Raw genomic sequence first — 26,103 nt, 5'->3', positions numbered from 1 at the left:
GACATTCGCGGGGGTCCGGTCGTGTTGGAGGGCGGCTCCCGAAGGGCGCGCCGAAGCTCGATTGAGCACCCGGATGAGCGGCTCCGTATTCACCTGTCGAATGCGGTACGGCCCAGTCAGGAGGCGGATCGGAGCCGACCCCGGCACTCTGGAGTGACTCGAAAGAACGCACGTCCCGCGGGGGTAGGCTCGACTGCGGCCGGTGGGCGCCCCGATACACCGGCATCCGACATGTGGAGAGGAGCCCTGACCCAGGGTGAGCACCAAGCCGACCACCACAGACCTCGAGTGGACCGAGTTGGACCAGCGGGCCGTCGACACCGCGCGTGTCCTGGCCGCCGATGCCGTACAGAAGGTCGGTAACGGCCATCCGGGTACGGCGATGAGCCTGGCGCCTGCCGCCTACACCCTCTTCCAGAAGGTGATGCGGCACGACCCGGCGGACGCCGACTGGGTCGGGCGGGACCGCTTCGTGCTGTCCGCCGGCCACTCGTCCCTGACCCTCTACACCCAGCTGTACCTGGCCGGCTTCGGCCTGGAGCTGGACGACCTGAAGTCCTTCCGCACGTGGGGGTCGAAGACCCCGGGTCACCCCGAGTACGGGCACACGACCGGTGTGGAGACGACGACCGGCCCGCTGGGGCAGGGTGTCGCGAACGCGGTGGGCATGGCGATGGCCGCCCGCTACGAGCGGGGCCTGTTCGACCCGGAGGCCCCCGAGGGCGAGTCGCCCTTCGACCACTTCATCTACTGCATCGCCGGTGACGGCTGTCTGCAGGAGGGCATCTCCGCCGAGGCGTCCTCGCTGGCCGGTCACCAGAAGCTGGGCAACCTGATCCTGCTGTGGGACGACAACCACATCTCGATCGAGGGCGACACGGAGACGGCCGTCTCCGAGGACACGGTGAAGCGGTACGAGGCCTACGGCTGGCACGTGCAGCGGGTCGAGCCGCAGGAGAACGGCGACCTGGACCCGGCGGCGATCTTCGAGGCCGTCCAGAAGGCCAAGGCCGTCACGGACCGGCCGTCGTTCATCGCGATGCGCTCGATCATCGCCTGGCCCGCCCCGAACGCGCAGAACACCGAGGCCGCCCACGGCTCGGCCCTGGGCGACGACGAGGTCGCGGCGACCAAGCGGGTCCTGGGCTTCGACCCGGAGCAGAGCTTCGAGGTCTCCGACGAGGTCATCGCCCACACCCGCAAGGCGCTGGAGCGCGGCCAGGCGGCCCGGGCGGTGTGGGAGAAGTCCTTCCAGCAGTGGCGGGACAACAACCCCGAGCGCGCCGCCGAGTACGACCGGGTCGCCAAGGGCGAGCTGCCGGCCGGCTGGGAGGAGAAGATCCCGGTCTTCGAGGTCGGCAAGGGCGTGGCCACGCGTGCCGCCTCGGGCAAGGTCCTCCAGGCGCTCGGCGCGGTGATCCCCGAGCTGTGGGGCGGCTCGGCCGACCTGGCGGGCTCGAACAACACCACGATCGACAAGACCAGCTCCTTCCTCCCGGCGGACAACCCGCTGCCGGAGGCGGACCCGTACGGGCGCACGATCCACTTCGGTATCCGCGAGCACGCGATGGCCGCCGAGATGAACGGCATCGCGCTGCACGGCAACACCCGGATCTACGGCGGCACCTTCCTGGTCTTCTCCGACTACATGCGCAACGCGGTGCGGCTGTCGGCGCTGATGCACCTGCCGGTGACGTACGTGTGGACGCACGACTCCATCGGTCTCGGTGAGGACGGCCCGACCCACCAGCCGATCGAGCACCTGGCCAGCCTTCGTGCCATTCCGGGGCTGAACATCGTGCGCCCGGCGGACGCCAACGAGACGGCCATCGCCTGGCGCGAGATCCTGCGCCGCTGGACGAAGGAGTTCGGCAAGGGCCAGCCGCACGGTCTGGCGCTGACGCGTCAGGGCGTGCCGACCTACGAGCCCAACGACGACGCCGCGCGCGGCGGTTACGTCCTGTTCGAGGCCGAGGGCGGTGAGCCGGAGGTCATCCTGATCGCCACGGGCTCGGAGGTGCACGTCGCCGTCGAGGCGCGCGAGCAGCTCCAGGGCGCCGGCGTGCCCACGCGCGTGGTGTCGATGCCGTCGGTGGAGTGGTTCGAGCAGCAGGACCAGGGGTACCGGGACAGCGTCCTGCCGCCGTCCGTCCGCGCGCGTGTCGCGGTGGAGGCCGGGGTGGGTCTCACCTGGCACAAGTACGTCGGGGACGCCGGCCGCATCGTTTCCCTGGAGCACTTCGGTGCTTCGGCCGACGGCAAGGTCCTCTTCCGCGAGTTCGGCTTCACCGCCGAGAACGTGGCCGCCGCCGCCCGGGAATCGATCGCCGCAGCCCAGCGCTGACGCTCATATACGACACGTAGGAGATGGAATTTCCATGACAGACGCACTCAAGCGCCTCTCCGAGGAAGGCGTCGCGATCTGGCTGGACGACCTGTCCCGCAAGCGGATCACGTCCGGCAACCTCGCCGAGCTGCTCGACCAGCAGCACGTCGTGGGCGTCACGACCAACCCGACGATCTTCCAGAAGGCGATCTCCGAGGGCGACGGCTACGACCAGCAGCTGTCCGACCTCGCCGCCCGCAAGGTCACCGTCGAAGAGGCCATCCGCATGATCACGACGGCGGACGTCCGTGACGCCGCCGACATCCTGCGCCCGGTCTTCGACGCCACCGGCGGCCAGGACGGCCGGGTCTCGATCGAGGTCGACCCGCGCCTGGCACACAACACCAAGGCGACGGTCGCCGAGGCCAAGCAGCTCGCGTGGCTGGTGGACCGGCCCAACACGCTCATCAAGATCCCGGCGACCGAGGCGGGTATCCCGGCCATCGCCGAGACCATCGGCCTGGGCATCAGCGTCAACGTCACGCTGATCTTCTCGCTGGAGCGCTACCGCCTGGTCATGGACGCGTTCCTGACCGGCCTGGAGAAGGCCAAGGAGCGCGGCCTGGACCTGTCGCAGATCCACTCGGTGGCGTCGTTCTTCGTCTCCCGCGTGGACACCGAGATCGACAAGCGGATCGACGCGCTCGGCACCGACGAGGCCAAGGCGCTGCGCGGCAAGGCCGCCATCGCCAACGCCCGTCTCGCCTACCAGGCGTACGAGGAGGTCTTCTCCTCGGACCGCTGGAACGCGCTGGAGCGCGAGGGCGCCAACAAGCAGCGTCCGCTGTGGGCCTCCACCGGCGTGAAGGACAAGGCGTACAAGGACACCATGTACGTCACCGAGCTGGTCGCGCCGAACACGGTGAACACCATGCCGGAGGCGACCCTGTTCGCCACCGAGGAGCACGGCGAGATCACCGGCAACACCGTCGCCGGCACCTACGAGCAGGCCCGGGCGGATCTCGACGCGGTCGAGCGGCTCGGGATCAAGTACGACGACGTGGTCCGGCTGCTGGAGGAGGAGGGCGTCGAGAAGTTCGAGGCGTCCTGGACCGACCTGCTGAAGTCGACCGAGGCCGAGCTTCAGCGCCTCGCCCCCTCGGAGGGCTGAACAGGTGTCGAGCAGCAACCCGCTGCGTGACCCCGCGGACCGACGGCTCCCGCGTATCGCGGGGCCGTCGGGCCTGGTCATCTTCGGCGTCACGGGCGACCTGTCCCGCAAGAAGCTCATGCCCGCCGTGTACGACCTCGCCAACCGGGGTCTGCTGCCGCCGGGCTTCTCGCTGGTGGGCTTCGCCCGCCGCGAGTGGGCGCACGAGGACTTCGCGCAGGAGGTCCACGACGCGGTCAAGGAGCACGCCCGCACGCCCTTCCGCGAGGAGGTCTGGCAGCAGCTCATCCAGGGCATGCGCTTCGTGCAGGGCACGTTCGACGACGACGACGCGTTCGAGCGGCTGCGCTCCACGATCGAGGAGCTCGACAAGGCGCAGGGCACGGGCGGCAACTTCGCCTTCTACCTGTCCGTGCCGCCGAAGTCCTTCCCGGTGGTCATCCAGCAGCTGAAGAAGCACGGACTGGCGGACCAGACCGGCGGCTCCTGGCGGCGCGCGGTCATCGAGAAGCCGTTCGGCCACAACCTGAAGTCGGCCGAGGAGCTCAACAAGGTCGTCCACGAGGTCTTCGCCCCGGAGCAGGTCTTCCGCATCGACCACTACCTGGGCAAGGAGACCGTCCAGAACATCCTGGCGCTGCGCTTCGCCAACACGATGTTCGAGCCGATCTGGAACCGGTCCTTCGTGGACCACGTGCAGATCACCATGGCCGAGGACATCGGCATCGGCGGCCGGGCCGGCTACTACGACGGCATCGGCGCCGCCCGTGACGTCATCCAGAACCACCTGCTCCAGCTGATGGCGCTGACCGCGATGGAGGAGCCGGCCTCCTTCGACGCGGACGCGCTGGCCGCCGAGAAGACCAAGGTGCTCGGCGCGGTGAAGCTGCCGAAGGACATGGGCCGGGACACCGTCCGCGGGCAGTACGCGGCGGGCTGGCAGGGCGGCGCGAAGGTGATCGGCTACCTGGACGAGGACGGCATCGACGCCTCGTCGAAGACCGACACGTACGCGGCGGTCAAGCTGGAGATCGACAACCGCCGCTGGGCGGGCGTCCCCTTCTACCTGCGCACCGGCAAGCGCCTGGGCCGCCGCGTGACGGAGATCGCGGTCGTGTTCCAGCGGGCGCCGCACTCCCCCTTCGACACGACGGCCACCGAGGAGCTGGGCTCCAACGCGATCGTCATCCGCGTCCAGCCGGACGAGGGCGTCACGGTCCGCTTCGGCTCGAAGGTGCCGGGCACCTCGATGGAGATCCGGGACGTGTCGATGGACTTCGCGTACGGCGAGTCCTTCACGGAGTCCAGCCCGGAGGCGTACGAGCGTCTCATCCTGGACGTCCTGCTCGGTGACTCGAACCTCTTCCCGCGCACCGAGGAGGTCGAGCTGTCCTGGAAGATCCTCGACCCGATCGAGGAGTACTGGGACAAGAACGGCAAGCCCGCGCAGTACCCGGCCGGTACCTGGGGGCCCGTCGAGGCGGACGAAATGCTCGAGCGACACGGACGGAGCTGGCGCCGGCCATGAAGATAGACCTCACGGACACCACGGCCAGCAAGGTCAACAAGGCGCTGGTGCAGGGCCGCCGGGCGATCGGCACCCCGGCGGTCGGCATGGTGCTCACGCTGGTCATCGTGACGGACGAGGAGAACGCCTACGACGCGCTGAAGGCGGCGAGCGACGCCTCGCGCGAGCACCCCTCGCGCACGCTGGTGGTCATCAAGCGCGTCTCCCGCTCGCCCCGCGACCGTACGCAGTCCCGCCTGGACGCGGAGGTCCGGGTCGGCGCGGAGGCCGGCACCGGTGAGACGGTGGTGCTCCGGCTGTACGGCGAGGTCGTCGACCACGCCCAGTCGGTGGTGCTGCCGCTGCTGCTGCCGGACGCGCCGGTGGTGGTGTGGTGGCCGGTGAACGCGCCGCTCGACCCGGCGAAGGACCCCCTGGGGGCCCTCGGGCAGCGCCGCGTCACCGACACGTACGCCTCCGAGCAGCCGGTGCGGGACCTGGCGACCCGGTCCGGGACCTACACCCCCGGCGACACGGACCTGTCCTGGACCCGCATCACGCCCTGGCGTTCGATGCTGGCCGCCGCGCTCGACCAGGTCGCGTGCGAGGTCAGGGCCGTCGAGGTGGAGGGCGAGGAGTTCAACCCGAGCTGCGAGCTGCTGGCGATGTGGCTGGCGGACCGGCTGAACGTGCCCGTGCAGCGCTCGCTGTCCGGCGGCCCCGGCCTCACGGCGGTCCGCATGGACACCAACTGCGGCCCGATCACCCTGGACCGGGCCGACGGCTCCCTGGCCACCCTCTCCATCGAGGGCCAGCCCGACCGTGCGGTGGCGCTCAAGCGCCGTGACACGGCCGAGCTGATCGCGGAGGAGCTGCGGCGGCTGGACCCGGACGACACGTACGCGTCGGCGCTGCGGTACGGCGTGGACCGGTTGAAGGCCTCGTCGCCCGTGCCGTCGGTGCCCAAAAGTGAGGGGCGAGCAGGACTCGCCCTCCCCGCTCCCGTCGAAGCGGCTGCGAAAGCTCCCGCTGCGGAAGCGACGGCGCAGGCACCGGTGAAGCAGGAGCCGCCCAGGCTGGAACCGGTACGGAAGGCGACGACGAAGTGAGTACGGCACCGCAACTGGTCGTCCACCGGGACAAGGAGCTGATGGCGCAGGCCGCGGCGGCCCGGCTGATCACCAGGATCGTGGACGCACAGACCTCCCGGGGCTCGGCGTCGGTGGTCCTGACGGGCGGCCGCAACGGCAACGGCCTGCTGGCCGCGCTGGCCGCGGCGCCCGCCCGGGACGCCGTGGACTGGAGCCGGATCGACCTGTGGTGGGGTGACGAGCGGTTCCTGCCCGAGGGCGACCCGGAGCGCAATGTCACGCAGGCGCGGGAGGCACTGCTCGACTCCGTGCCGCTCGATCCGAAGCGGGTGCACGCGATGCCCGCGTCGGACGGTCCCCACGGCAACGACGTGGACGCGGCGGCGGCCGCGTACGCGGAGGAACTGGCGGGGGCGGCGGGCCCGGAGAACCACGGCCCCGTCCCCACGTTCGACGTGCTGATGCTGGGGGTCGGCCCGGACACGCACGTGGCGTCGCTGTTCCCGGAGCTTCCGGCGGTCCGGGAGACCGACCGCACGGTGGTCGGCGTCCACGGCGCACCGAAGCCGCCGCCGACGCGGGTGACGCTGACCCTGCCGGCGATCCGGGCGGCGCGGGAGGTCTGGCTCCTGGCCGCGGGTGAGGACAAGGCACAGGCGGCGGCGATCGCGCTGTCCGGCGCGGGAGAGATCCAGGCACCGGCGGCGGGGGCGTACGGCCGCAGCCGGACACTGTGGCTGCTGGACGCGGCGGCGGCCTCGCAGTTGCCGCGTTCGCTGTATCCGCCGGCGTCGGCGTAAGTGGTGGCGGCGGAGGCCTTCGGGCCGCCGCCGCTCCTCCTTCCCTGCCCTCAGCCGAGGCCCGGTCGTCAGCGAGCCGCTCTGATGCGCTCGGGTCCGCCCTCCAGTCGTTGCCGACGGTGCAGTTCCTCGATGTCGGCAGCCAGACAGTCGCGGATGTCCTTGCCCGTGCGGCGCCATCCGAAGAACTCACAGGCCAGTTTGATCAGTTCGTCCCGTGACATGCCGGGGCACTCGGCGGCCAGCTCGGCCAACGCCACATACCGCTCGGCGGGGGCGATGTGCACGACCTTACGCACCGTCTCGCCGTCCCCCGGCTGCCTGGCCTTCAGCGCATGGTGCCCTACGGCATCGAAGAAGGCACCGTCCGAGGTGACGAGACCGGAGATGACCAGGGCACGGGCCACTTCCCGGACGTTGTCCCGGATACGGTTGCCGGCCCGTCCCACGCCCCAGGCTTCGCGGGCCCGCTGCACCAGCAGGTCCTCGTGGATGGGCCCCTCGGTCTCGATCACCTGCGCCAGCAGCGTCCGCAGCGCGGGACGGGCCTCCGGCGTGTGCAGTTCGTACCGCGGGCTGACCACCACCTGGCTCGTGGTGTACGGCACGCTCCATTCGCGTTCGACGGTGGTGTCCACCGGCACCCGCTCGTACTCCACCTCCGACCGGACCGGTGTACGCGGCGACGGCACCGCCGGCAGGCCACCACCCTCTTCGGCCGCGACCGCCGGTATGCCGGTCTCCGCCGCGTCAGAGGCCGGGGCATGCGGCACCGCAGAACTCGGGGCGAGCGGCCCCTGGGCCACTGCCTGCTCCACTGCCTCGCGCAACCGGAGTTCGGCAGCTGCGCGACCCCGGTACCAATCGGTGCCCCAGATGCGGTACAGGCGCCAGCCGAGCCCGTTCAGGACCTGCTCGCGCAACCGGTCGCGGTCGCGGGCGGCTTTGGACGAGTGGTACATGGCGCCGTCGCACTCGATACCCACGGCGTACGCTCCCGGCAGCTCAGGGTGGCGCACACCGAGGTCGATGCGGTATCCGGCAACACCGACTTGTGGCTGGACCTCGTAACCCCAACCGCGCAAGACGGCGAGGACGGACTCTTCGAAGGGGCTGTCCGGCTCGGCGTCGGACTGCACGACATCCCGGGCGAGGACGGCCGGGCCGTTCTCGGCGTACTCGAGATAGCGCTTGAGGTACTGCACGCTCTCGTTGGAGCTGTCGGCCAGGCTCGTGCCGCGGAAGGAGGCCACGACCTCCATGCGATAGCGCGCCCGGGTCACCGCCACATTGAGGCGACGCCAGCCGCCCCCCTTGTTGATGGGGCCGAAGTTCAGTCCCACCTTGCCGTGTTCGTCCGGCCCGTAACCCACGGACATGATCATCACGTCGCGCTCGTCGCCCTGCACGGACTCCAGATTCTTGACGAAGAAACCGTCGAGACGATCCTCGGTGAAACAGTGGTCGAGGTCGGGGCGCGCCAGCCGGGCCTGTTGCACTGCCTGGTCGATCGCCGAGGCCTGAGCCTGGGAGAGGGCCACCACTCCGAGGGTCCTGCCCGGACGGGTGTCGAAGTGGTGGAGGACCCGCCGGGCGACGAAGTCCGCCTCGGTTCGGTTGTCCCGGCGGCCTCCCCGGTCATAGACGCCGTCGGCCTTCAGAAAGGTGACACCGACGTCGTTGCCCTCGTCGAGGGCTCCGGGGAAGGTCACCATGGAGTTGGCGTAGAACTCGTGGTTGCTGAAGGTGATGAGGTTCTCGTGGCGGCTGCGGTAGTGCCAGCGCAACGGGAGTTCTCGCAGGGCGCCGGCCTTGCAGGCGTGCAGCAGGGACTCGAAGGCATCCGGCGCTTCCTCGTCGTATTCGTCGGAGTCGTCGTCGACCGAAGCGTCGAAGAACGAGGTCGGCGGCAGCTGTTTGTCGTCACCGGCGACGACAAGCGTCCGCCCCCGGTAGATGCAGTTGACCGCGTCACCGGGCCGGACCTGGGACGCCTCATCGAAGATGACCACGTCGAAGTGGAAGTCGGGAGGCAGGAACTGGCTGACCGTCAGCGGACTCATCATGAAGCACGGCTTGACCGACTGGACGACCTCGCGAGCCCTGCCGAGGAGTTCACGCACCGGCATGTGCCGCGTCTTCTTCTCCGCCTCCCGGACGATCACCGCGCCCGCGCCGCCTCCGAAGCGCCTGGGCCGTCGCTTGTTGCACGCCTCGATGACGGCACCTCCAGCGGCGGCGATCAGCCGCCGGTCGGCCTCCTGGAAGTCGGTGACCCGCGCGTTCAGGTCCTCGGAGCGCGTGCTGCGCAGACGCTTGTCCGTGGCGAGGAGGTCATCGGCCCACGCACGCAGCAAGGCCTGTTCGACGATGTCGGGCAGCCGGTCCGGTTCGACACCCCGCTCCGCCGCGCTCGTGACGAGACCGTCCGCACCGTGCCGGGCGAGGACGGAGAGGCCCGCGACATGGGCGTGCCACTCGTCAGGCCCCTCTCGGTCGGCGCCGAGGGCTTCGACCACCTGCTGCGCCTGGTCGAAGGTGCCCAGCAAGGAGGGCGAGAGCTGGGTACGGCGGCCGGAATCGAACAGGTCGAGCAGAGCGGTCACCGACCGGCTCCACCGCTCGGCACGGCTGGTGATGGCAGCACACCATGAACTCAGCGAGGTGCGCACGTTCTTCGCGAGGAGAGCCGGGAGGTCGTCGGGGTCGGCATCATCGGCGAGGCGGTCGGCGAGGGCTTCCCGACGGACGGTTTCGCTGCTCAGTGCGGTGATGCGATCAGCCGTCGCCAGTGCGCGGTCCAGGTCATCCAGCGCGCGCGTGGTCCGCGGGGTGTATCGACCGAGGAGTGCCGTGTGGCCGTCGGCCAGCCGCGTCACCTCGGCAGCGGCGGTGTACCAGGCCAGGGCCTGATCCAGGCGAGCGGGCAGAGACTTGCCCCAGGTGCCGGTGCGGGTGAGCTCAAGCACAGACGCGCGGTCCGCCTTGTACTGGGCGGAGAAGCGGGCCAGCATCCCGCGGTGCTGCCCGGCGAAACGGGCCACCAGGCCGGGCAGTTCCGCTTTTCCGAGAACCTGCTCCCCGAAGACGTCGGCGGCAGCTTCGCGGGCGGCGGTCTCCGCCTCCAGGGCTTGGCGGAGTTCCTGTGCTGCCTCGTAGGCCCGGCGCAGGTTCTCGGCGACGAACCAGCCGTGTGGCGGACGGTGGTCGGCAGCTGCGAGGTCGGCGAGCTCGCACAGGGCGAACGCCGCATCAGCACCGTCCGGCTTGGGCATGCCGAAGAGGTCGGCGAGCTGGGCAAGCTGGACGGACACGTCGTCCGGTAGGCCGTTGTCCGCCGGGACTGCCTCGGAAGGCAGGCCCGCCCGCAGCGTCCGCACCATCTGCTGAACTTCCCGTACCGAACGGGGTTGGTCCTGCGTGGCCGCGAAGGGACGGTGCCCGCCCGCGGTCACCAGGGCGTCCAAGGCGTCGGCTGCCTCGGAGACCACTTGGTGGGCGTCCGTGCCGACCAGACCCCTCCAAGGGAAGGCCTCGCCCTCAGCAGCGGGGCGCCAGGCACGGCTGACGGCCTGCGATGCGGCAGCGATGTCCAGTACGGCGCCGGCGCTCAGGCCCCGGACGGCCTTGGCGTTTTCGGCTCTCAGCGGCAGGTTCGGGGTACCTGCCTGCTCCAGCAGCACGAGGCGCCCGAGGACGTCGTGCAGGGTGCGCTGCAACGGTTCGCGCGGCTGGTTCATGGCGGCGGCGTAGGCGGACAGTTCCTCGCGCAGTCTGCGTGCCCGTTCCAGTTCATGTGCCGCGGCCCCGGTAACGCGCGCTTCGGTGGTCAGGACCCGGGCCAGTTCCGTGGCGACGGCCTTCTTGCTCGTATCACCGCTGTGCAGTGCCATGACGAAGTCGCCGAGGCCCACCCCGCGCAGCCGGTTGCGTACGACATCGAGCGCCGCCGCCTTCTCACTCACGAACAGCACACTGCGGCCGGCGTGCATGAGGGCCGCAATCATGTTGGTGATGGTCTGGCTCTTGCCGGTACCGGGCGGGCCGCTCATCACGAACGACCGGTTGTCCAGGACCGCGGCGATGCACTGACGCTGTGACGCGTCGGCGTCGAGGACCAAAGGCGTCTTTTCGGGAAGCTGGACCTCGTCGATGCGATCCAGGTCGGGCGGTTCGAACCCGATCAGGTCGTCGGGCAGTCCCGCGTCAGGGCCGAGGGCGGCAGCCCGTACGAGCGGGTGCGCGAGGATCTGGTCCTCGTTCTGCTGCAGGTCCTGGTACATCGCCTCGCGGTGCGAGGCGAACAGGCCGAGCACGACCTGCTCGCGCACGGACCAGCCTTTCAGGCCCACCGCCACGGAGCGGGCCGCGGCAAGCACGGCGGGCAGATCTCCCACGTCGGTGCCCGTGACCGGGCTCCAGTCGACGCCAAGCCGTTCGAGTTTCACGGCGAGTGCGGGATTGTGGATGCGCTCCTGGTCGTCGGCCAGATGGAGTCGGTAGCGGCGGTGACTGTCGCGGCGGAGCTCCACGGGCACCAGGACCAGCGGTGCGGCACTGCTTTCATGCGCCTCCGCCTCACACCAGTCGAGCATGCCGACCCCGAGCCACAGCACCCACAAGCCGTAGTCGTTGTACATCTGCCCGGACTTCTGGCGCAGTTGGTAGAGCGCCGAGTCCAGAGACGCCTGGGTGGTCTTCTGGGTGACCAGCCCGGGCCGGGTCCGCCCGTTTGCGATCCCGGCCCGGTCACCCTCAGACTCGGATGGGAGAAGCGGGGCGAATTCCCAGCCCTTGGCGAGCTCCGCCAGGAGAGCGCCGACGCCGGGCGAGGTGATCTCCAACGTCGACGTCCTGGTATGGCGGAAATTCAGCAGGCGATTGCGGCCACCCATATCCAGCAGTGAGTTGCGCCAGTCGTCGAGGACTGCCTTCAGGCGCCCGAGGTTCGGATCGCCGATGGAGGACGCGGGTCGGGTCTGGTGGGGCATGCAGTGCAACCTCCTGCGAAGGCACAGGGGCAGCCAGCCTCACAGCCCCCTGGAGGTATCTACCTATCAGTTCCGATCTTCCCGCACAGCGTGGATCACCTACAAGATATGCATTAGTTGTGAAACTTGTGACCGGTTGACGCTCTCCGGGGGCTCGACTACTTCACCGAGCCCGCCATCACGCCCTGCACGAAGTGCTTCTGGAACGCGAAGAACACCACGACCGGCACGATCAGGGACAGGAACGCCCCGGGGGCCAGGACGTCGATGTTGCTGCCGAACTGGCGTATCTGGGACTGGAGTTCCACCGTCAGGGGCTGGGAGGAGCTGTCGGCGAACAGCAGCGCCACCAGCATGTCGTTCCACACCCACAGGAACTGGAAGATGGCCAGGGAGGCGATCGCCGGGCGGCCGACGGGCAGGACCAGGCGCGTGAAGATGCGCCACTCGCTGCCGCCGTCCATCCGGGCCGCCTCCAGCATCTCCTTCGGCATCTCGGCGAAGTAGTTGCGCAGCAGGAACACCGCGAACGGCAGGCCGTAGGCGACGTGGAAGAGGACGACCCCGGGGATCGTGCCGAACAGGCCGAGCTGCCCGAAGAGTTTGGCGACCGGCAGCAGGCCGATCTGCACGGGCACCACCAGCAGGGCGACCACGACCAGGAAGACCGTGTCCCGCCCGGGGAAGTCCAGCCACGCGAAGGCGTACCCGGCGAGTGCCGCCACGACCACGACCAGCACCGTCGTCGGCACCGAGATCAGCACCGTGTTCCAGAACGCCTGGGTGATGCCGGCGTTCTCCAGCAGCGCCGAGTAGTTGTCGAAGGACAGCTGCCCCGGGCTGGAGAACACCGTCCACCAGCCGCCCTTCGCCGTGTCCTCGGCGGACCGCAGCGAGGACAGGAAGAGTCCGGCCAGCGGGGTCATCCACACCAGCCCCACGACCACGAGGAAGGCCTGGACGACTCCGTTGCCCAGGGAGCGCCGTACCGCGTTCATCGCTGACTCCTCTTGAAGCGGCGGACGTTGAACACCATCGCCGGGACCACCAGCAGCAGGAGCAGCACGCCGAGCGCGCTGCCGAGGCCCTGGTTGTTGCCGCCGCCGAACGACACGAGCCACATCTGCGTCGCGAGCACGGTCGCGTCCTCCTGCACGGGCCCGGGCGCGATGATGTAGACGAGGTCGAAGACCTTCATCACGTTGATGACGAGGGTGACGAAGACGACCGTGAGGACCGGGGCGAGCAGCGGCACCGTGATGCGGCGGAAGATCTGCCATTCGTTCGCGCCGTCCATGCGGGCCGCCTCCAGCGCGTCCCGGGGCAGGGTCGACAGGCCCGCCCCGATGAGGACCATCGCGAAGCCGGTCCAGATCCACAGGTAGGCACCGATGATCGCCGGGGTGACCAGCGCCGGGCCGAGCCAGGAGACGCCCTCGTAGGGCGCGGCGAAGTTGGACGACGGCAGTTTCACCGCGTACGAGCCCGGTTCCAGGCCCTCGAAGCGGAAGGAGCCGTCGGCGGCGGTCGTCGTCGTGGCGACCGGCTCGCCGTCGCGGACCGCCTCGACCTTCATGCCGGGCAGTCCGCTCTCCCGCGCGTCGACCTTGCCCTGCTTCCCTCCCCCACCGGGGGTGAAGTCGAGGTAGACGACACCGCGCAGTTCGTCCGCGGCGGCCTTCCGCCCCGCCGCTCCGGAGGCGGGCCGGGCGTCGCCGGGCAGGTCGGCGGGCTGCACGCCGACCAGGCCCAGCGTCACCGCGTCCCCGGGCGAGACGGACGCGCTCGTGCGGTAGGAGCCGTCCTTCTCCTTCGTCAGGCCCTGTCCGTCACGCGCCCGGGCCGTCGGGTAGGAGGACTGCTCCTTGAACGCGTCGTGCACCGAGACGACCGCCGCGTTCAGCACGCCCTTGTCCGGGTCCTCGTCGTAGGCGAGGCGGAAGATGATGCCGGCGGCGAGGAAGGAGACCGCCATCGGCATGAAGAGGAGCAGTTTGAAGGCGGTGGCCCAGCGGACCTTCTCCACCAGGACGGCCAGGATCAGGCCGAGCCCGGTGAGCAGGGCCGGGGCCACGACGACCCAGATGGCCGTGTTCCGCACGGCCTTGAGGGTCGCCGGGTCGCGGAACATCTCGGTGTAGTTCTCGCCGCCGACGAAGGTCGTCCCGGAGGCGTCGAAGAAGCTGCGGCCGACGCTGAACAGCACGGGGTAGACCACGAGCGCGCCGAGCAGCAGCAGCGCCGGGAAGACGAACAGCAGGGCGACGATCCTGCCGCGCCGCCGCAGGCGCCGGGTGCGGTCGGTGACCGGGCCGGGCGGCGGCGTCGGCGGGCTCGTCTCCTTCACGAGGGTGGCTGTCATGGCGGATCAGTCCTGGTACGCCTTGGCCGCCGCGGCCTCCAGCTTCGCCGCGGTGCCCTTCGGGTCGGACGGGTCGCGCAGGAAGTCCTGGAGGAGCTTCCACTCGCCGGCGCCCTTCGTGCCGCCGAAGGCCGCGGGAGCCTGGTCGGACATGTCGAAGCGGACCGAATCGCCCGCCTCGACCAGGGACTTGGCGGTGGCGCGGGTGACGTCGTCGCCGTAGGAGGCGAGGTCGAGCTTCTTGTTCGGGGAGAGGAAGCCGCCGGCCTCGGCCCACACCGCGGAGGCCTCCGGGGTGGCCAGGAACTCCAGGAGGGCCTGGGCGGCCTTCTGGTTCTTGCCGTCCTTGAGGACGACGGCGGCGTCACCGCCGCTGACGACCGGGGCCTCGCCGCCGCCGACCGCCGGGAACGGGAAGAAGTTCGCGTCCTCGCCGACCTTCTTGCCGAACTGGTCCTTGGCGACACCGGCGACGAAGTCGCCCTCGTAGACCATGCCGGCCTCGGGCTCCGGCCCGAACACCTTCTCCACCGAGCCGGGGAAGTCGGTGTTCAGGGCGCCCTTCTGGCCGCCCGCGATGAGCTGCTTGTCCTTGAAGAGCTTGCCCAGCGTCTCCAGTGCCTCGACCACGCTCGCGTCCGTCCACTTCAGCTTGTGCGCGGCGAGGGCGTCGTACTTCTCGGGCCCGGCCTGGGAGAGGTAGATGTTCTCGAACCAGTCGGTGAGCGTCCAGCCGTCCTGACCGGCGACGGAGAACGCGGCGAGCCCGGAGTCGGAGACGGTCTGCCCGGCCTTGAGCATCTCGTCGTAGGTCTTCGGGGGCTTCACGCCGGCCTGGGCGAGGGCGTCGGGGCTGTACCAGACGGTCGACTTGTGGGCGGCCTTGAAGTACAGGCCGTACAGGGTGCCGTCGACGCTGCCGTACTCCTTCCACACGGGCGCGTAGCCCGCGTCGACGGACTGCTCGGTCTTCTTCGACAGCGGCTTGAGCCAGCCCTTCTGCGCGAACTGCTTGAGCACGCCGACCTGCGGGACCATCACGACGTCCGGGGCGTTGCCGCCCTCGATCTTGCTGCCGACGACGGTGGAGACGTTGTCGCCGGTGGACGTGAACTGCGTCTTGGCGCCAGTCTTCTCGGTGAAGGCGTCCAGCACCTTCTGGAAGTTCTTCTGCTCGGTGCCGGACCAGACACCGGCGACGGTGACGGTCTGGCCGTCCAGGGACTTGTCGCCGCCGCCGGCCGCGACCGGGCCGCCGCCGCAGGCGGTCGCGCCGAGTGCCAGGACGAGGGCGGTGCAGCCGGTGAGCAGGGTGGTACGTCGTCGCATCATCGTTGATGTCCCTTCGGGGAGTTGACTTGCGGGTCGTTCAGGAACGGATCCACCAGGCGGCCGTGGAGCCGGAGAGGACTCCGGGCGGGCAGGGGCCGCTGGTGAGCAGGGGGGAGCCGGGGACCGGCGCGGGGGTGGGGGCGGTGCCGAAGTTGACGGCGCACACCAGGCCGTCGCCCCGCTCGAAGGCCAGGACCCCCGGCGGGGTGTCCAGCCAGCGCAGCGTGCCCTCGCCCAACTGGGGCAGCGCGGCGCGCAGTTGCAGACCGTCGCGGTACAGGTGCCAGAAGGAGCGGGTGTCGGCGAGGGCGCGGTCGGTGGCGTATTCGGCGAAGTACTCCGGCTGCGGCAGCCACGGCTTGGCGCTCTCCACGCCCGGGGTGAAGCCGAACGGCGAGGCCTGGCCCGACCAGGGCAGCGGCACCCGGCAGCCGTCGCGGATGCGGGCCCTGCTGCCGGTGCGGCGGAAGATCGGGTCGGTGAGCACGTCGTCGGGCAGGTCCACGACCTCGGGCAGACCCAGCTCCTCGCCCTGGTAGATGTAGGCGGCTCCGGGCAGCGCCAGCATCAGCAGGGCGGCGGCACGGGCGCGGGCGGCGCCGAGTCCGCTGCCCTCGGTGGCGGGTTCGCCGTAGCGGGTGACGGTGCGGACCTGGTCGTGGTTGTTGAGGACCCAGGTGACGGTGGAGCCCGTCCCGGCGATGTCGTCCATGGCCTCGGAGATGACCTTGCGGAAGGCGTCGGGGTCCCAGGGCGCGCTGAGCAGGTCGAAGAAGAAGGCCTGGTGCAGTTCGTCGGGGCGGACGTACTGGGCGTGCTCGCGGGCGGTGGGGACGGAGACCTCGCCGACGAGGAGGCGGTCGCGGCCGTCGCGCTCGGTGTACTCCTCGCATATGGAGCGCCAGCGGCGCCACACGTCGTGGACCTCGGGTTGGTTCCAGGCGAGCGGGTTGACCGAGTCGCGGGTACGGGCGTCGGCCTCCGGGTCGTCGGAGTCGGGCAGCTGAGGGTGCTTGAACAGGCCGGCGGCGACGTCGATGCGGAAGCCGTCGATGCCCCGGTCCAGCCAGAAGCGCAGGATGCGGTCGAACTCGGCGGGGATCTCGGGGTTGCGCCAGTTCCAGTCGGGCTGCTCGGGCGCGAACATGTGCAGGTACCACTGGCCGGGCCGCCCGTCGGGCTCGGTGACCCTGCTCCAGGCGGGGCCGCCGAACATGGAGTGCCAGTTGTTGGGCGGCTCGGAGCCGTCGGGGCCGCGGCCGTCGGCGAAGTGGAAGCGGGCCCGGGCGGAGCTGCCGGGCGGGGCGGCGAGCGCTTCGCGGAACCAGGGGTGCTCGCTGGAGCAGTGGTTCGGGACGATGTCGAGCAGCACCTTGATGCCGAGCCGCCGCGCGGACCCGACCAGCAGGTCGAACTCGCCGAGGTCGCCGAAGAGCGGGTCGACGTCGCAGTAGTCGGCCACGTCGTAGCCGTGGTCGTGCTGCGGCGAGGGATAGAAGGGGCTCAGCCAGATCCCGTCGACGCCGAGCTTCTTCAGGTACGGCAGCCCGGCCCGGACCCCGGCGAGATCACCGATGCCGTCGCCGGTGCTGTCGAGGAAGCTGCGGACGTAGACCTGGTAGATGACCGCGTCCCGCCACCAGTGGTACTTACTCAGCATGCATGCATGTTAGGTAGCGGCTTCAGAAGGGTGTCAACGAAAAGAACAGAAGTAACCGGCCAGTTGGCCTGACAAACAGGTACTTACTCGGACACACCGAAGCCAGTTGAGATGCCCTCGTTACCTAACATGTAACTAGCGGCTGGAGATGGCCGCCAGTTCCCGCGCCAGTCGCCGCACCGCCGCCTCGGGCGTCTGCCGCCCGGCCATCGCGTCGTGCACGACCGCCTGCACCACCAGGCTGACCTGGTCGTAGTGCGGGCTCTTGGGACGCGGCTCGGCCGCGAGCACGCTCGCGCGCAGGGTCGGCAGGTAGGGGAACCTGCGGATGAGCGCGGGGTCCATGTAGAGATCGGCCCGCACGGGTGGCAGCGCGCCCCGCGTGAGGACCTGGCGCTGGACGGGCTCACCGGTGAGGTACGCGATCAGGCGCGCGGCGGAGTCGGGGTGCCGGGCGTGCGTGCTGACGGCCAGGTTGGAGCCGCCCAGGACGCTCGTCCCCGGCCCGTCGGGTCCGGGCAGGGGTACGGCGCCGACCTTCCCGGCGAGCCGGGAGCCCGGGGCGGAGGCGCCGACGTAGGCGTACGGCCAGTTCCGCAGGAAGAGCAGCCGGCCGTCCTGGAAGGCCTGCTTGGACTCCTCCTCCTTGTACGTCAGCGCCTCTCTCGGGATCCAGCCCTCGCGCACCCCGCGCGCCAGGAAGCCGATGCCCTCGCGGGCCGCCGCCGAGTCGACCGTGACGCGCTCGCCCTCGTCGCCGAGGATCGAGCCGCCCGCCGAGTAGACGGCCTCGGCCGCGTTGACGGTGAGGCCCTCGTAGGGCAGGAACTGCCCGGCGTACCCGTCGAGGCCGTGCTTCGGGGCGATGGTCTTCGCGTACCGCTCCAGCTCCGCCCAGGTGCGCGGCGGCTCGACGCCCTCCTCCTCCAGGACGTCCTTGCGGTACAGGAGCAGTCCGGCGTTGGTGACGTACGGGACGGCGTAGAGCTGTCCGTCGTAGGTCGCCGTGTCCACGACCGGCGGGAGGAAGGTCTTCAGCGGGAAGCGGTCGCGCGGCAGGGGCCGGATCCAGCCCGCGGCGGCGAACTCCGAGGTCCAGTTGACGTCGATGTTGAGCACGTCGAACCGGCTGCGGTCACCGTCGCGCAGATCGGTGGCCATCTGCGCCCGGGTCTCGTCGGCCGAGTCGGGCAGTTCGACCAGCGTGACCTTCTCGCCGGGGTGGGTGCGGTTCCAGCCCTCCAGCAGGGGGCCGAGATAGCCGGTGAGGTCCCCGGCGGTGGCCAGGGTGAGCGGCCCGCGACCGCCCTCCGACGGCTCCCCGGCCTGCGCTCCGGCGGCGATGTAACCGGTCAGGACCACGACGAGAACGAGGAGGCCCCTACCGGCGGCATGGATCCACCGCATAGGTTCCTCCCTATACACCGGCGACGGGCACCCTTGCCCGGAACAGAGGCCATGTATACCTGTTAGGTATGGGCGATACTAGGGCCTGGAGCACATTGGACCGGACAGGAGGACTGCACGCGTGCGCCTGCCCCTCCTGGCACTCCTCGCCCGCGGACCCGCCCACGGCTACGAGCTCAAGCAGGACCTTGAGCAACTGCTGGGCTCCGCGTACCCTCAGCCGAACGTCGGCCAGATCTATGTGACCCTCGGCCGCCTCGAGAAGTCGGGACTGATCGAGGGCGAGGACGTGGCGCAGTCCAGCCGGCCCAACAAGAAGGTCTACCACCTCACCGACGCCGGGCGGGAGGCGCTGCGCGCCTGGTTCGAGGAGCCCGAGGACGAGCCGCGGGTTCGGGACGAGTTCTTCATGAAGCTGGCGCTCGCCCCGCAGACCGGCCTCGCCGACCAGATCTCCCTGATCAACCACCAGCGGCGCCAGTACCTGAACACGATGCGGCAGCTGTCGAAGCTGGCCGCCGCCGAAGACCGCGACAACCGCATCGCCCATCTGCTGATCGAGGGCGCGATGCTGCACCTGCAGGCCGACCTCGACTGGCTGGAGCGGTGCCAGGAAGAGCTGGAGGAGCTGGAGTGAGCGACGACCGTCCCGCTCCTGTGCTGCGCGCCGAGGGGCTGGTGAAGACCCACCACGGCGAGGGCGCGCCCGCCCATGCCGTGCGCGGGGTCGACCTGTGCGTCCGGCAGGGCGAGTTCGTGGCGATCACCGGCCCGTCCGGCGCCGGCAAGTCGACGCTGCTGCACCTGCTCGGCGGGCTCCAGCGGCCGGACGCGGGCAGCATCTGGCTCGACGGCGAGTGCACCGACGCCTACAGCGAGGCCCGCTGGGCGGTGGAGCGCCGCAAGCGCATCGGGATCGTCTTCCAGTTCTTCAACCTCGTGTCCAACCTGTCCGTCGCGGACAACGTGGAGCTGCCCGCCCTGCTCGCCGGGGTCCCGCCGAAGCAGGCCCGGGCCGAGCGGGAGCAGCTCCTGGCCGAGCTGGGCCTGACCGGCAAGGAGCGGAGCATGCCGGGCGAGCTGTCCGGCGGCGAGCAGCAGCGCGTGGCCCTCGCCCGGGCGCTGGTCAACCATCCGCCGCTGCTGCTGGCCGACGAGCCCGCGGGCAGCCTCGACAGCAAGGGCACCCGCGAGGTGATGCGGCTGCTGTCCCGCTTCCACCAGCGCGGCCAGACGATCCTGCTGGTCACGCACGACGCCCGGCTGGCGAGCGCCGCGGACCGGGTGATCAGCTTCTTCGACGGCCGCATCGCCGACGACGCGACCCTCGACGGCGGCACCCCGCCGCGCCGCGCCGGCATATCGGGCGTACTGGAGCTGAAGGACTGACATGCGCGTGTACGACGTGTACGACGATCCCCGGAGGGGCTGACCCGTATGCGAGCCACCCTGCGCTGGGCCCACTCCGATCTGCGCACGCACCGCGGCGAGGCGCTGTTCCTCGTCCTCGCCACCGCGGGCATCGTCGCCTCCCTGCTGCTGGCCACGGCCCTGTTCGGGTACGCGACCAACCCCTGGCAGCGCGTCTTCACGCAGTCGCACGGCGCCCACGTGTGGCTGCACACCGACACGACCGCCGACACCGGCAGGCTGGCGGAGCTGGACGGCGTCGACGCCGTCGCCGGCCCCTACCCCACCGCCGCCACCACCGTCTCCGCACGCGGCAGCCGCGCCTCCGTCGAACTGCGCGGCACCCCGGAACGCCCCTCCGTCGGCCGCCCGCCGATCGTCTCCGGCCACTGGCTGGACCCCGCGACCCCGAACGGCGTGGTCCTGGAGAGCCGCCTCGCCCGCGCCCTGCTCGCCGAACCCGGCGACACCCTCACCGTGCCCGGCACCGCCCGAACGCTGACCGTCGTCGGCCTCGCCGACAGCGCCGAGCCGCGCTACCGGCCCGGTGAGCAGCCAGGACTGGTGTGGGCGCTGCCCTCGGCCGTGCCGGACCCCGGCGGCCAGGTGATCGGGCTGCGGCTGACGGACCCGGGCGACACCTCCTACGTCGTCCAGCGGGCCGTGACGGTGCTGGGTGCCGGGGCGATCGGCGAGGTGTCGACGTGGCAGCAGGCCCGGGCCGAGGCACAGGGCGACAACCGGCTGCTCGGGCAGGTGCTCGGCCTGTTCGGGCTGGGCGCGCTGGTCGCCGCGGGGCTCGCCGTGCACGGCGCGATCGGCACCCGCATCCGGGGCCACCTGCGCGACCTCTCCGTACTGAAGGCGATCGGCTTCACCCCCGGCCAGGTGGTCCGCGTCTTCCTGCTCCAGCACCTCGCCTACGCCCTGCTGGGCGCCGTGGCCGCCGCCGCGCTCGCCGAGGCCCTCGGCAGCCGGATCCCGGGGCGGCTCGGGGACGCGGTCGGGGTGTGGCAGGGGCTGCCCGGGCACACCGTGGCGCTGCTCGTGATCCCGGTGGGCGCGGTGCTGTTCATCGGCGCGACCACCGGGCTGGCCGCCTGGCGGGCCGGGCGCGTGCCGCCGGTTCCGGTTCCGAGGCCCGCCGCGACCCCGGGCGGGCGGCTGTCCGGCGTGGCCCGCCGGGCGCTCGGCATGCGGATCCCGCCCGCGCTGGTGCTGGGCTGGCACAAGGCGTTCACCCGCCGTCCCCGCTCCCTGGCCACGGTCGCCCGGCTCACGCTGCCGCTGCTGCTGATCGTCGTGGCGATGAGCGCCTGGACCACCCTCGACCGCTTCCACAGCAGGCCCGAGCGGATCGGGCTGCCCACCACGCTCAGCGTCCGCGCCGACACCGGCCTCACCGACCGGCAGGCCCGCACCCTGCTGGAACGCGACCCGCAGGTGGCCGACGCCTACCCGGGCGTCGAAACGGCCGCCCTGGTCCCCGGCCAGACCGCGACCATCGCCCTGCGCGGCCTCGGCACCCACCAGGAGCCCTACCCGTACACCCTCGCCGAGGGCCGCCCCGCCCGCGGCGCCGACGAGGCCGTGGCCGGGCAGGGGCTGCTCGACCTGCTGGACGTGCGCGTCGGCGACTGGGTGCGGATGACCGTCGGCGACCAGCCACAGATCCTGCACATCGTGGGCCGCAGCATCGAACCGGAGAACGCCGGCCGGGTCATCTCCACATCCCTCGACACCCTCCGCGCCAACGACCCCGGGCTCCGCCCCACCCTCTACGAACTGCGCCTCGACCCCGGTGCCGACCCCCGGGAGGTCGCCGACCGGCTCGCCACGGCCGGACGCGGCCACCTGGACGTGCACACCGTGACCAACCCCGCCGACGGGCTCTCCCCGCTGCGCGCGGTGGTCGCCGGACTGATCGCCGTCCTGGCGCTGATCGGGCTCATCGAGCTGCTGACCGCGATCGGCGGCACCGTCCGCGAGAGCGAACGGGACCTGCTCGCGCTGAAGGCCATCGGCCTGTCGCCCCGGCAGATCACGGCGATCACCGTCACGGCCACCGGCCTCACCGCTCTCGCGGCCGTGCTCGCCGCCACCGCCCTGGGCCTTCCGCTGGCCTACTGGCTGATCGACGCCCAGGGCAGCTCCAGCGGCATCGGCGCCGGCATCGCCCAGGGCCCGTCCGCCCCGCTCATGCTGCTGCTCGGGGCGGCGGCGGTCCTCTGCGCGGCGGCCCTGGCCGCCGTACCCGCCGCCCGGGCGGCACGCCGACGGCTGGCGGACACGCTGAGCGCGGTGGCCTGACGGGCGGGAAACGAACGCGGCGCCTCCCGCCCGGCAGCCTCCCGCCCGGCGGCCTCTTGACCAGCGGCCTCAACCGTCCGGCGGTCTCCCACCCCGCGGCTCGTCACTGACGCCCGCGCAGCTCCCGGTACGTCGCGACCAACGCCTTCGTGGAAGCGTCCAGGCCCTCGACCTCCGCGCCCTCCGTCAGCGCGGGCTCGACGCGCTTGGCGAGGACCTTGCCCAGCTCCACGCCCCACTGGTCGAAGGAGTCGATGTTCCACACCGCGCCCTGCACGAACACCTTGTGCTCGTAGAGCGCGACCAGCTGACCGAGGACGGACGGCGTCAGCTCGGGCGCCAGGATCGTCGTCGTCGGGTGGTTGCCCCGGAACGTCTTGTGCGGCACCAGCTCCTCCGGCACGCCCTCGGCCCGCACCTCGTCCGGCGTCTTGCCGAAGGCGAGCGCCTGCGTCTGGGCGAAGAAGTTGGCCATCAGCAGGTCGTGCTGCGCCTTCAGCTCGTCGCTCAACTCGGCGACCGGCCGGGCGAACCCGATGAAGTCCGCCGGGATCAGCTTCGTTCCCTGGTGGATGAGCTGGTAGTAGGCGTGCTGCCCGTTGGTGCCCGGCGTGCCCCACACCACCGGCCCGGTCTGCCACTCCACCTCGCGCCCGTCCCGGCCGACGTACTTGCCGTTGGACTCCATGTCGAGCTGCTGGAGGTAGGCGGTGAACTTGGACAGGTAGTGGCTGTACGGCAGCACCGCGTGCGACTGGGCGTCGTGGAAGTTGCCGTACCAGATGCCCAGCAGGCCCAGCAGCAGCGGCACGTTGGACTCGGCGGGCGCGGTCCGGAAGTGCTCGTCGACGATGCGGAAACCGTCGAGCATCTCCCGGAAGCGGTCCGGGCCGATCGCGATCATCAGGGACAGGCCGATCGCGGAGTCGTAGGAGTAGCGGCCGCCGACCCAGTCCCAGAACTCGAACATGTTGGCCGTGTCGATGCCGAACTCGGCGACCTTCTCGGCGTTCGTCGACAGGGCGACGAAGTGCTGGGCGACGGCGGCCTCGTCACCGAGCGCGGCCAGCAGCCAGGAGCGCGCGGAGGTGGCGTTGGTGACCGTCTCGATGGTGGTGAAGGTCTTGGAGGCGATGATGAACAGCGTCTCGGCGGGGTCGAGGTCGCGGATCGCCTCGTGCAGGTCGGCGCCGTCCACGTTCGACACGAAACGCAGGGTCAGGGAGCGGTCGGTGAAGGCGCGCAGCACCTCGTAGGCCATCGCGGGCCCGAGGTCGGAGCCGCCGATGCCGACGTTGACGATGTTCCGGATCCGCTTGCCGGTGTGGCCGGTCCACTCGCCCGAGCGCACCCGGTCCGCGAAGTCGGCCATCTTGTCGAGCACCGCGTGCACACCGGGCACCACGTTCTCACCGTCGACCTCGACGACCGCGTCCCTCGGCGCGCGCAGCGCGGTGTGCAGCACGGCCCGGTGCTCGGTGGTGTTGATCTTCTCGCCGCGGAACATGGCGTCCCGCAGCCCGAACACGTCGGTGGCGGAGGCCAGTTCGCGCAGCAGCCGGAGCGTGTCGTCGGTGACGAGGTGCTTGGAGTAGTCGACGTACAGGTCGCCGACCCGGAGGGTGTACGCGGTGCCGCGGCCGGCCTCGGCGGCGAACAGCTCGCGCAGCCGGACATCGCCCAGCTCCTCGCGGTGCTTGGCCAGTGCCGTCCACTCGGGCGTCTGGTTGAGCCTGGTACGGCCGTCTGCGTTCATCTCGGACTTCAGCCTCTTTCCTGTCCTGCCTGTGCTGCTGCGTAACCGCCCCGCTGCCGGTCCCAACCTAGTTGATCAGCGGTTGCCGTGGCCTGTCGTCGCACCGTCCTGCGGCGCAACAACAGGTACGTCCGGACGGCGCCCCGGTATCAGCGCGGTGACGGCCAGGACGAAGAAGGCGGCGGCGAGCAGGGCCGGGGTGTTCTCGCCCCAGGCCGTGGCGGCGGCTCCGCCGAGCAGCGCGCCGAGGGGCGCTCCCGCGATCGCGAGCGTCCGGTAGGCGGAACTCACGCGGCCCAGCAGCTCGGCGGGGCTGCGCTGCTGCATCAGCGTGGTGGTGTTGACGTTCCACACCATTCCCATGAACCCGAAGACGGCCAGGGCCGCCACCAGCGCGACCATGCTGCGCACCGAGCCCATGACGAGGAGCGCGGCGGTCTGCGCGGTCCCGGCGACGAGCACCATGCGCATCCGTCCGAAGCGGGCGACGAGCCGGCCGCCGACGGCTCCCCCGGCCAGGCTGCCTGCCGTGTACGCGGTCATGGCCGCCGCGTATCCCGCGTTGCCGGCGTCGAGCCACCCGGTCACCAGGACCACGAGGGTGGCGACGAGGGCGCCCATGCCGATGTTGCACAGGGCAGTGGCGGCGCACAGACCGCGCAGGGCCTTGTCCCGGGCCAGCGCGCGCAGCCCTTCGGCGATCTCCCGGCGCAGTGTGCTACCCGCCGGTCTCGGCTTCCGGTCGGGCGCGGCGGCCGGCAGCGAGGCGATCAGCGCGGCGGCCACCAGGAAGGTCACGGCGTCGGCCGCGAACGGCACGGCCGCCCCGGCCGCGAGCAGCAGCGGCACGAGGGGCCCGCCCAGCAGGCCGCCCGCGATGCGCTGGCCGGTCATCAGCCGGGCGTTGGCACTGCCGAGCGCGTCCCGGTCGACCAGGGCGGGCAGCAGCGCCGTGGCCGCGTTGTCGAAGAGGGTCTGCAGGGTGGTGAGGGCGAAGGCCAGCACGATGAGCAGGCCGATCGAGGCGTGGCCGAGGGCGACGGCCACCGCGAAGGCGGCGACCAGCAGCCCGCGTGACGCGTCCACCAGCCACATGGCGCGCCGCTGGTCCACGCGGTCGGCGACGGCCCCGCCGAGCAGGCCGAAGACGATCCAGGGCAGATAGCCGCAGGCCGTGACGGAGGCGATGAGCAGCGGCTCGTCGGTGAGCGTGACGGCCAGAAGGGGCAGCGCGGCCGTGCGCAGCGCGTCGCCGAAGCTGGACAGCACGGCGGCGCTCCACAGCCGCCCGAAGCTCCCGCGCCACGCGGGCGCGCGCACGCTCTCCACGTCGACCGTCGTCACTGCTCCCCCTCACGGTTCGCCCGATGCACAAACCGTAGAGGGCACCACTGACAATCGGTCGCCGGCGGACCGGGAAAGCAGCTCCGGCCGGGCACCCGCTGGTGCCCGGCCGGTCTCAACTCCTAGATCTCGCCCCGCAGTTTGGCGAGCGCCTCGGCGAGGATCGCCTCGCCGTCCGCGTCGCTGCGCCGTTCCCGCACATACGCCAGGTGCGTCTTGTAGGGCTCGGTGCGCGGCGGGTCCGGGGGGTTGTCCCGGTCCTGGCCGGCCGGAAAGCCGCAGCGGGGACAGTCCCATGTGTCGGGCACCTGCGCGTCGCTGGCGAAGCTCGGCTGGGTCTCGTGTCCGTTGGAGCACCAGAAGGAGACGCGCAGCCGGGGCGCGGACTCGCCGCGCTCGGCCTCGCCCATCGGCCCCGCCCCGACCCGGCTTCCCCGGATCGCGTTGCCACTTGCCACGGTCGTAACTCCCTGCGTGATGGTGCCGCGAAGCGAGTCGGCGTTCCGCTTCGCCGCGAGCGCCTCAGTCTACGTAAGGCCCAACGCGCGTCCAGTGATTGGAGTTACAACCCTCACACCTAGACGCAAGCCCCATGATAGGCCGCGCTCAGCTGCGCGTACCGAACATGGGGCCCTA

At 71.0% G+C, this 26,103-nt stretch carries 17 protein-coding genes; 8 read left to right on the top strand and 9 right to left on the bottom strand.

Translation table 11 applies throughout. From position 1 onward, the window contains the following. Positions 1-256 precede the first annotated feature (256 nt). Genes tkt through pgl form a run of 5 tightly spaced genes read left to right on the top strand, consistent with a single transcriptional unit; the run spans position 257 to position 6,895 of the window. Complete coding sequence (gene tkt, locus ABZ386_RS05030; protein WP_351348803.1) at positions 257-2,344, top strand: transketolase; 2,088 nt, start codon at positions 257-259, stop codon at positions 2,342-2,344. Positions 2,345-2,378: 34 nt separating this feature from the next. After that, positions 2,379-3,497 (top strand): transaldolase, encoded by a 1,119-nt coding sequence (tal, locus tag ABZ386_RS05025; protein ID WP_355717112.1) that lies wholly within the window; start codon positions 2,379-2,381, stop codon positions 3,495-3,497. Between the two features lie 4 nt (positions 3,498-3,501). Next, on the top strand, positions 3,502-5,025 hold the full coding sequence (zwf, locus tag ABZ386_RS05020) for a glucose-6-phosphate dehydrogenase (RefSeq protein ID WP_355717109.1): 1,524 nt from the start codon (positions 3,502-3,504) through the stop codon (positions 5,023-5,025). Further along, positions 5,022-6,113, top strand: coding sequence for a glucose-6-phosphate dehydrogenase assembly protein OpcA (gene opcA, locus ABZ386_RS05015; RefSeq protein ID WP_351348812.1), 1,092 nt, complete (start codon positions 5,022-5,024; stop codon positions 6,111-6,113). Before zwf ends, opcA begins: the two co-directional genes overlap by 4 nt. Then, the gene (gene pgl, locus ABZ386_RS05010) at positions 6,110-6,895 is read left to right on the top strand and encodes a 6-phosphogluconolactonase (protein WP_351348815.1); all 786 of its coding nucleotides are present in this window, start codon (positions 6,110-6,112) and stop codon (positions 6,893-6,895) included. The genes opcA and pgl overlap by 4 nt, the downstream gene beginning before the upstream one ends. A 68-nt stretch (positions 6,896-6,963) precedes the next feature. Here the strand turns inward: pgl and ABZ386_RS05005 are convergent, their stop codons facing one another. The 6 genes from ABZ386_RS05005 to ABZ386_RS04980 all read right to left on the bottom strand — a co-directional run bounded on the left by ABZ386_RS05005 (position 6,964) and on the right by ABZ386_RS04980 (position 18,647). Further along, complete coding sequence (locus ABZ386_RS05005; RefSeq protein ID WP_358963638.1) at positions 6,964-11,886, bottom strand: DUF3320 domain-containing protein; 4,923 nt, start codon at positions 11,884-11,886, stop codon at positions 6,964-6,966. A gap of 158 nt (positions 11,887-12,044) precedes the next feature. Next, entirely contained in the window at positions 12,045-12,884 is an 840-nt protein-coding gene (locus tag ABZ386_RS05000; protein ID WP_355717101.1) for a carbohydrate ABC transporter permease, read from the bottom strand. After that, on the bottom strand, positions 12,881-14,248 hold the full coding sequence (locus tag ABZ386_RS04995) for an ABC transporter permease subunit (protein WP_355717098.1): 1,368 nt from the start codon (positions 14,246-14,248) through the stop codon (positions 12,881-12,883). The genes ABZ386_RS05000 and ABZ386_RS04995 overlap by 4 nt, the downstream gene beginning before the upstream one ends. 6 nt (positions 14,249-14,254) lie before the next feature. After that, entirely contained in the window at positions 14,255-15,580 is a 1,326-nt protein-coding gene (locus ABZ386_RS04990) for an ABC transporter substrate-binding protein (protein ID WP_351348829.1), read from the bottom strand. Positions 15,581-15,617: 37 nt separating this feature from the next. Continuing rightward, entirely contained in the window at positions 15,618-17,240 is a 1,623-nt protein-coding gene (locus tag ABZ386_RS04985; protein ID WP_351348832.1) for a glycoside hydrolase family 13 protein, read from the bottom strand. 135 nt (positions 17,241-17,375) lie between these two features. Continuing rightward, complete coding sequence (locus ABZ386_RS04980) at positions 17,376-18,647, bottom strand: ABC transporter substrate-binding protein (protein ID WP_358963634.1); 1,272 nt, start codon at positions 18,645-18,647, stop codon at positions 17,376-17,378. 121 nt (positions 18,648-18,768) lie between these two features. On the opposite strand from ABZ386_RS04980, the gene ABZ386_RS04975 reads away from it, so the two are divergent. The 3 genes from ABZ386_RS04975 to ABZ386_RS04965 are packed head-to-tail and all read left to right on the top strand — an operon-like array spanning position 18,769 to position 22,367. Next, positions 18,769-19,284: a PadR family transcriptional regulator gene (locus ABZ386_RS04975; protein ID WP_351348838.1), complete on the top strand. Its 516-nt coding sequence runs from the start codon at positions 18,769-18,771 to the stop codon at positions 19,282-19,284. Continuing rightward, positions 19,281-20,036, top strand: coding sequence for an ABC transporter ATP-binding protein (locus tag ABZ386_RS04970; protein ID WP_114251384.1), 756 nt, complete (start codon positions 19,281-19,283; stop codon positions 20,034-20,036). Before ABZ386_RS04975 ends, ABZ386_RS04970 begins: the two co-directional genes overlap by 4 nt. A 48-nt stretch (positions 20,037-20,084) precedes the next feature. After that, a complete protein-coding gene (locus ABZ386_RS04965; RefSeq protein ID WP_351348841.1) occupies positions 20,085-22,367 on the top strand; it encodes an FtsX-like permease family protein in 2,283 nt (760 codons plus the stop codon). A gap of 103 nt (positions 22,368-22,470) precedes the next feature. Here ABZ386_RS04965 and pgi read toward each other — a convergent pair whose 3' ends face one another. The 3 genes from pgi to ABZ386_RS04950 all read right to left on the bottom strand — a co-directional run bounded on the left by pgi (position 22,471) and on the right by ABZ386_RS04950 (position 25,925). Next, positions 22,471-24,123 carry a glucose-6-phosphate isomerase gene (gene pgi, locus ABZ386_RS04960; RefSeq protein WP_358963631.1) on the bottom strand — a complete coding sequence of 551 codons (1,653 nt, stop codon included), beginning with the start codon at positions 24,121-24,123 and terminating at the stop codon, positions 22,471-22,473. A 75-nt stretch (positions 24,124-24,198) separates the two neighbouring features. Next, positions 24,199-25,467: an MFS transporter gene (locus ABZ386_RS04955; RefSeq protein ID WP_351348847.1), complete on the bottom strand. Its 1,269-nt coding sequence runs from the start codon at positions 25,465-25,467 to the stop codon at positions 24,199-24,201. 122 nt (positions 25,468-25,589) lie between these two features. Next, positions 25,590-25,925, bottom strand: coding sequence for an RNA polymerase-binding protein RbpA (locus ABZ386_RS04950; protein ID WP_078066843.1), 336 nt, complete (start codon positions 25,923-25,925; stop codon positions 25,590-25,592). Between the last annotated feature and the right edge of the window lie 178 nt (positions 25,926-26,103).

The organism is Streptomyces sp. NPDC006140, assembly GCF_040628815.1.
Classification (GTDB): Bacteria; Actinomycetota; Actinomycetes; order Streptomycetales; family Streptomycetaceae; genus Streptomyces.
Note: the sequence above shows the minus strand (reverse complement) of the source record. Positions and strands in the feature narration are given on the sequence as shown.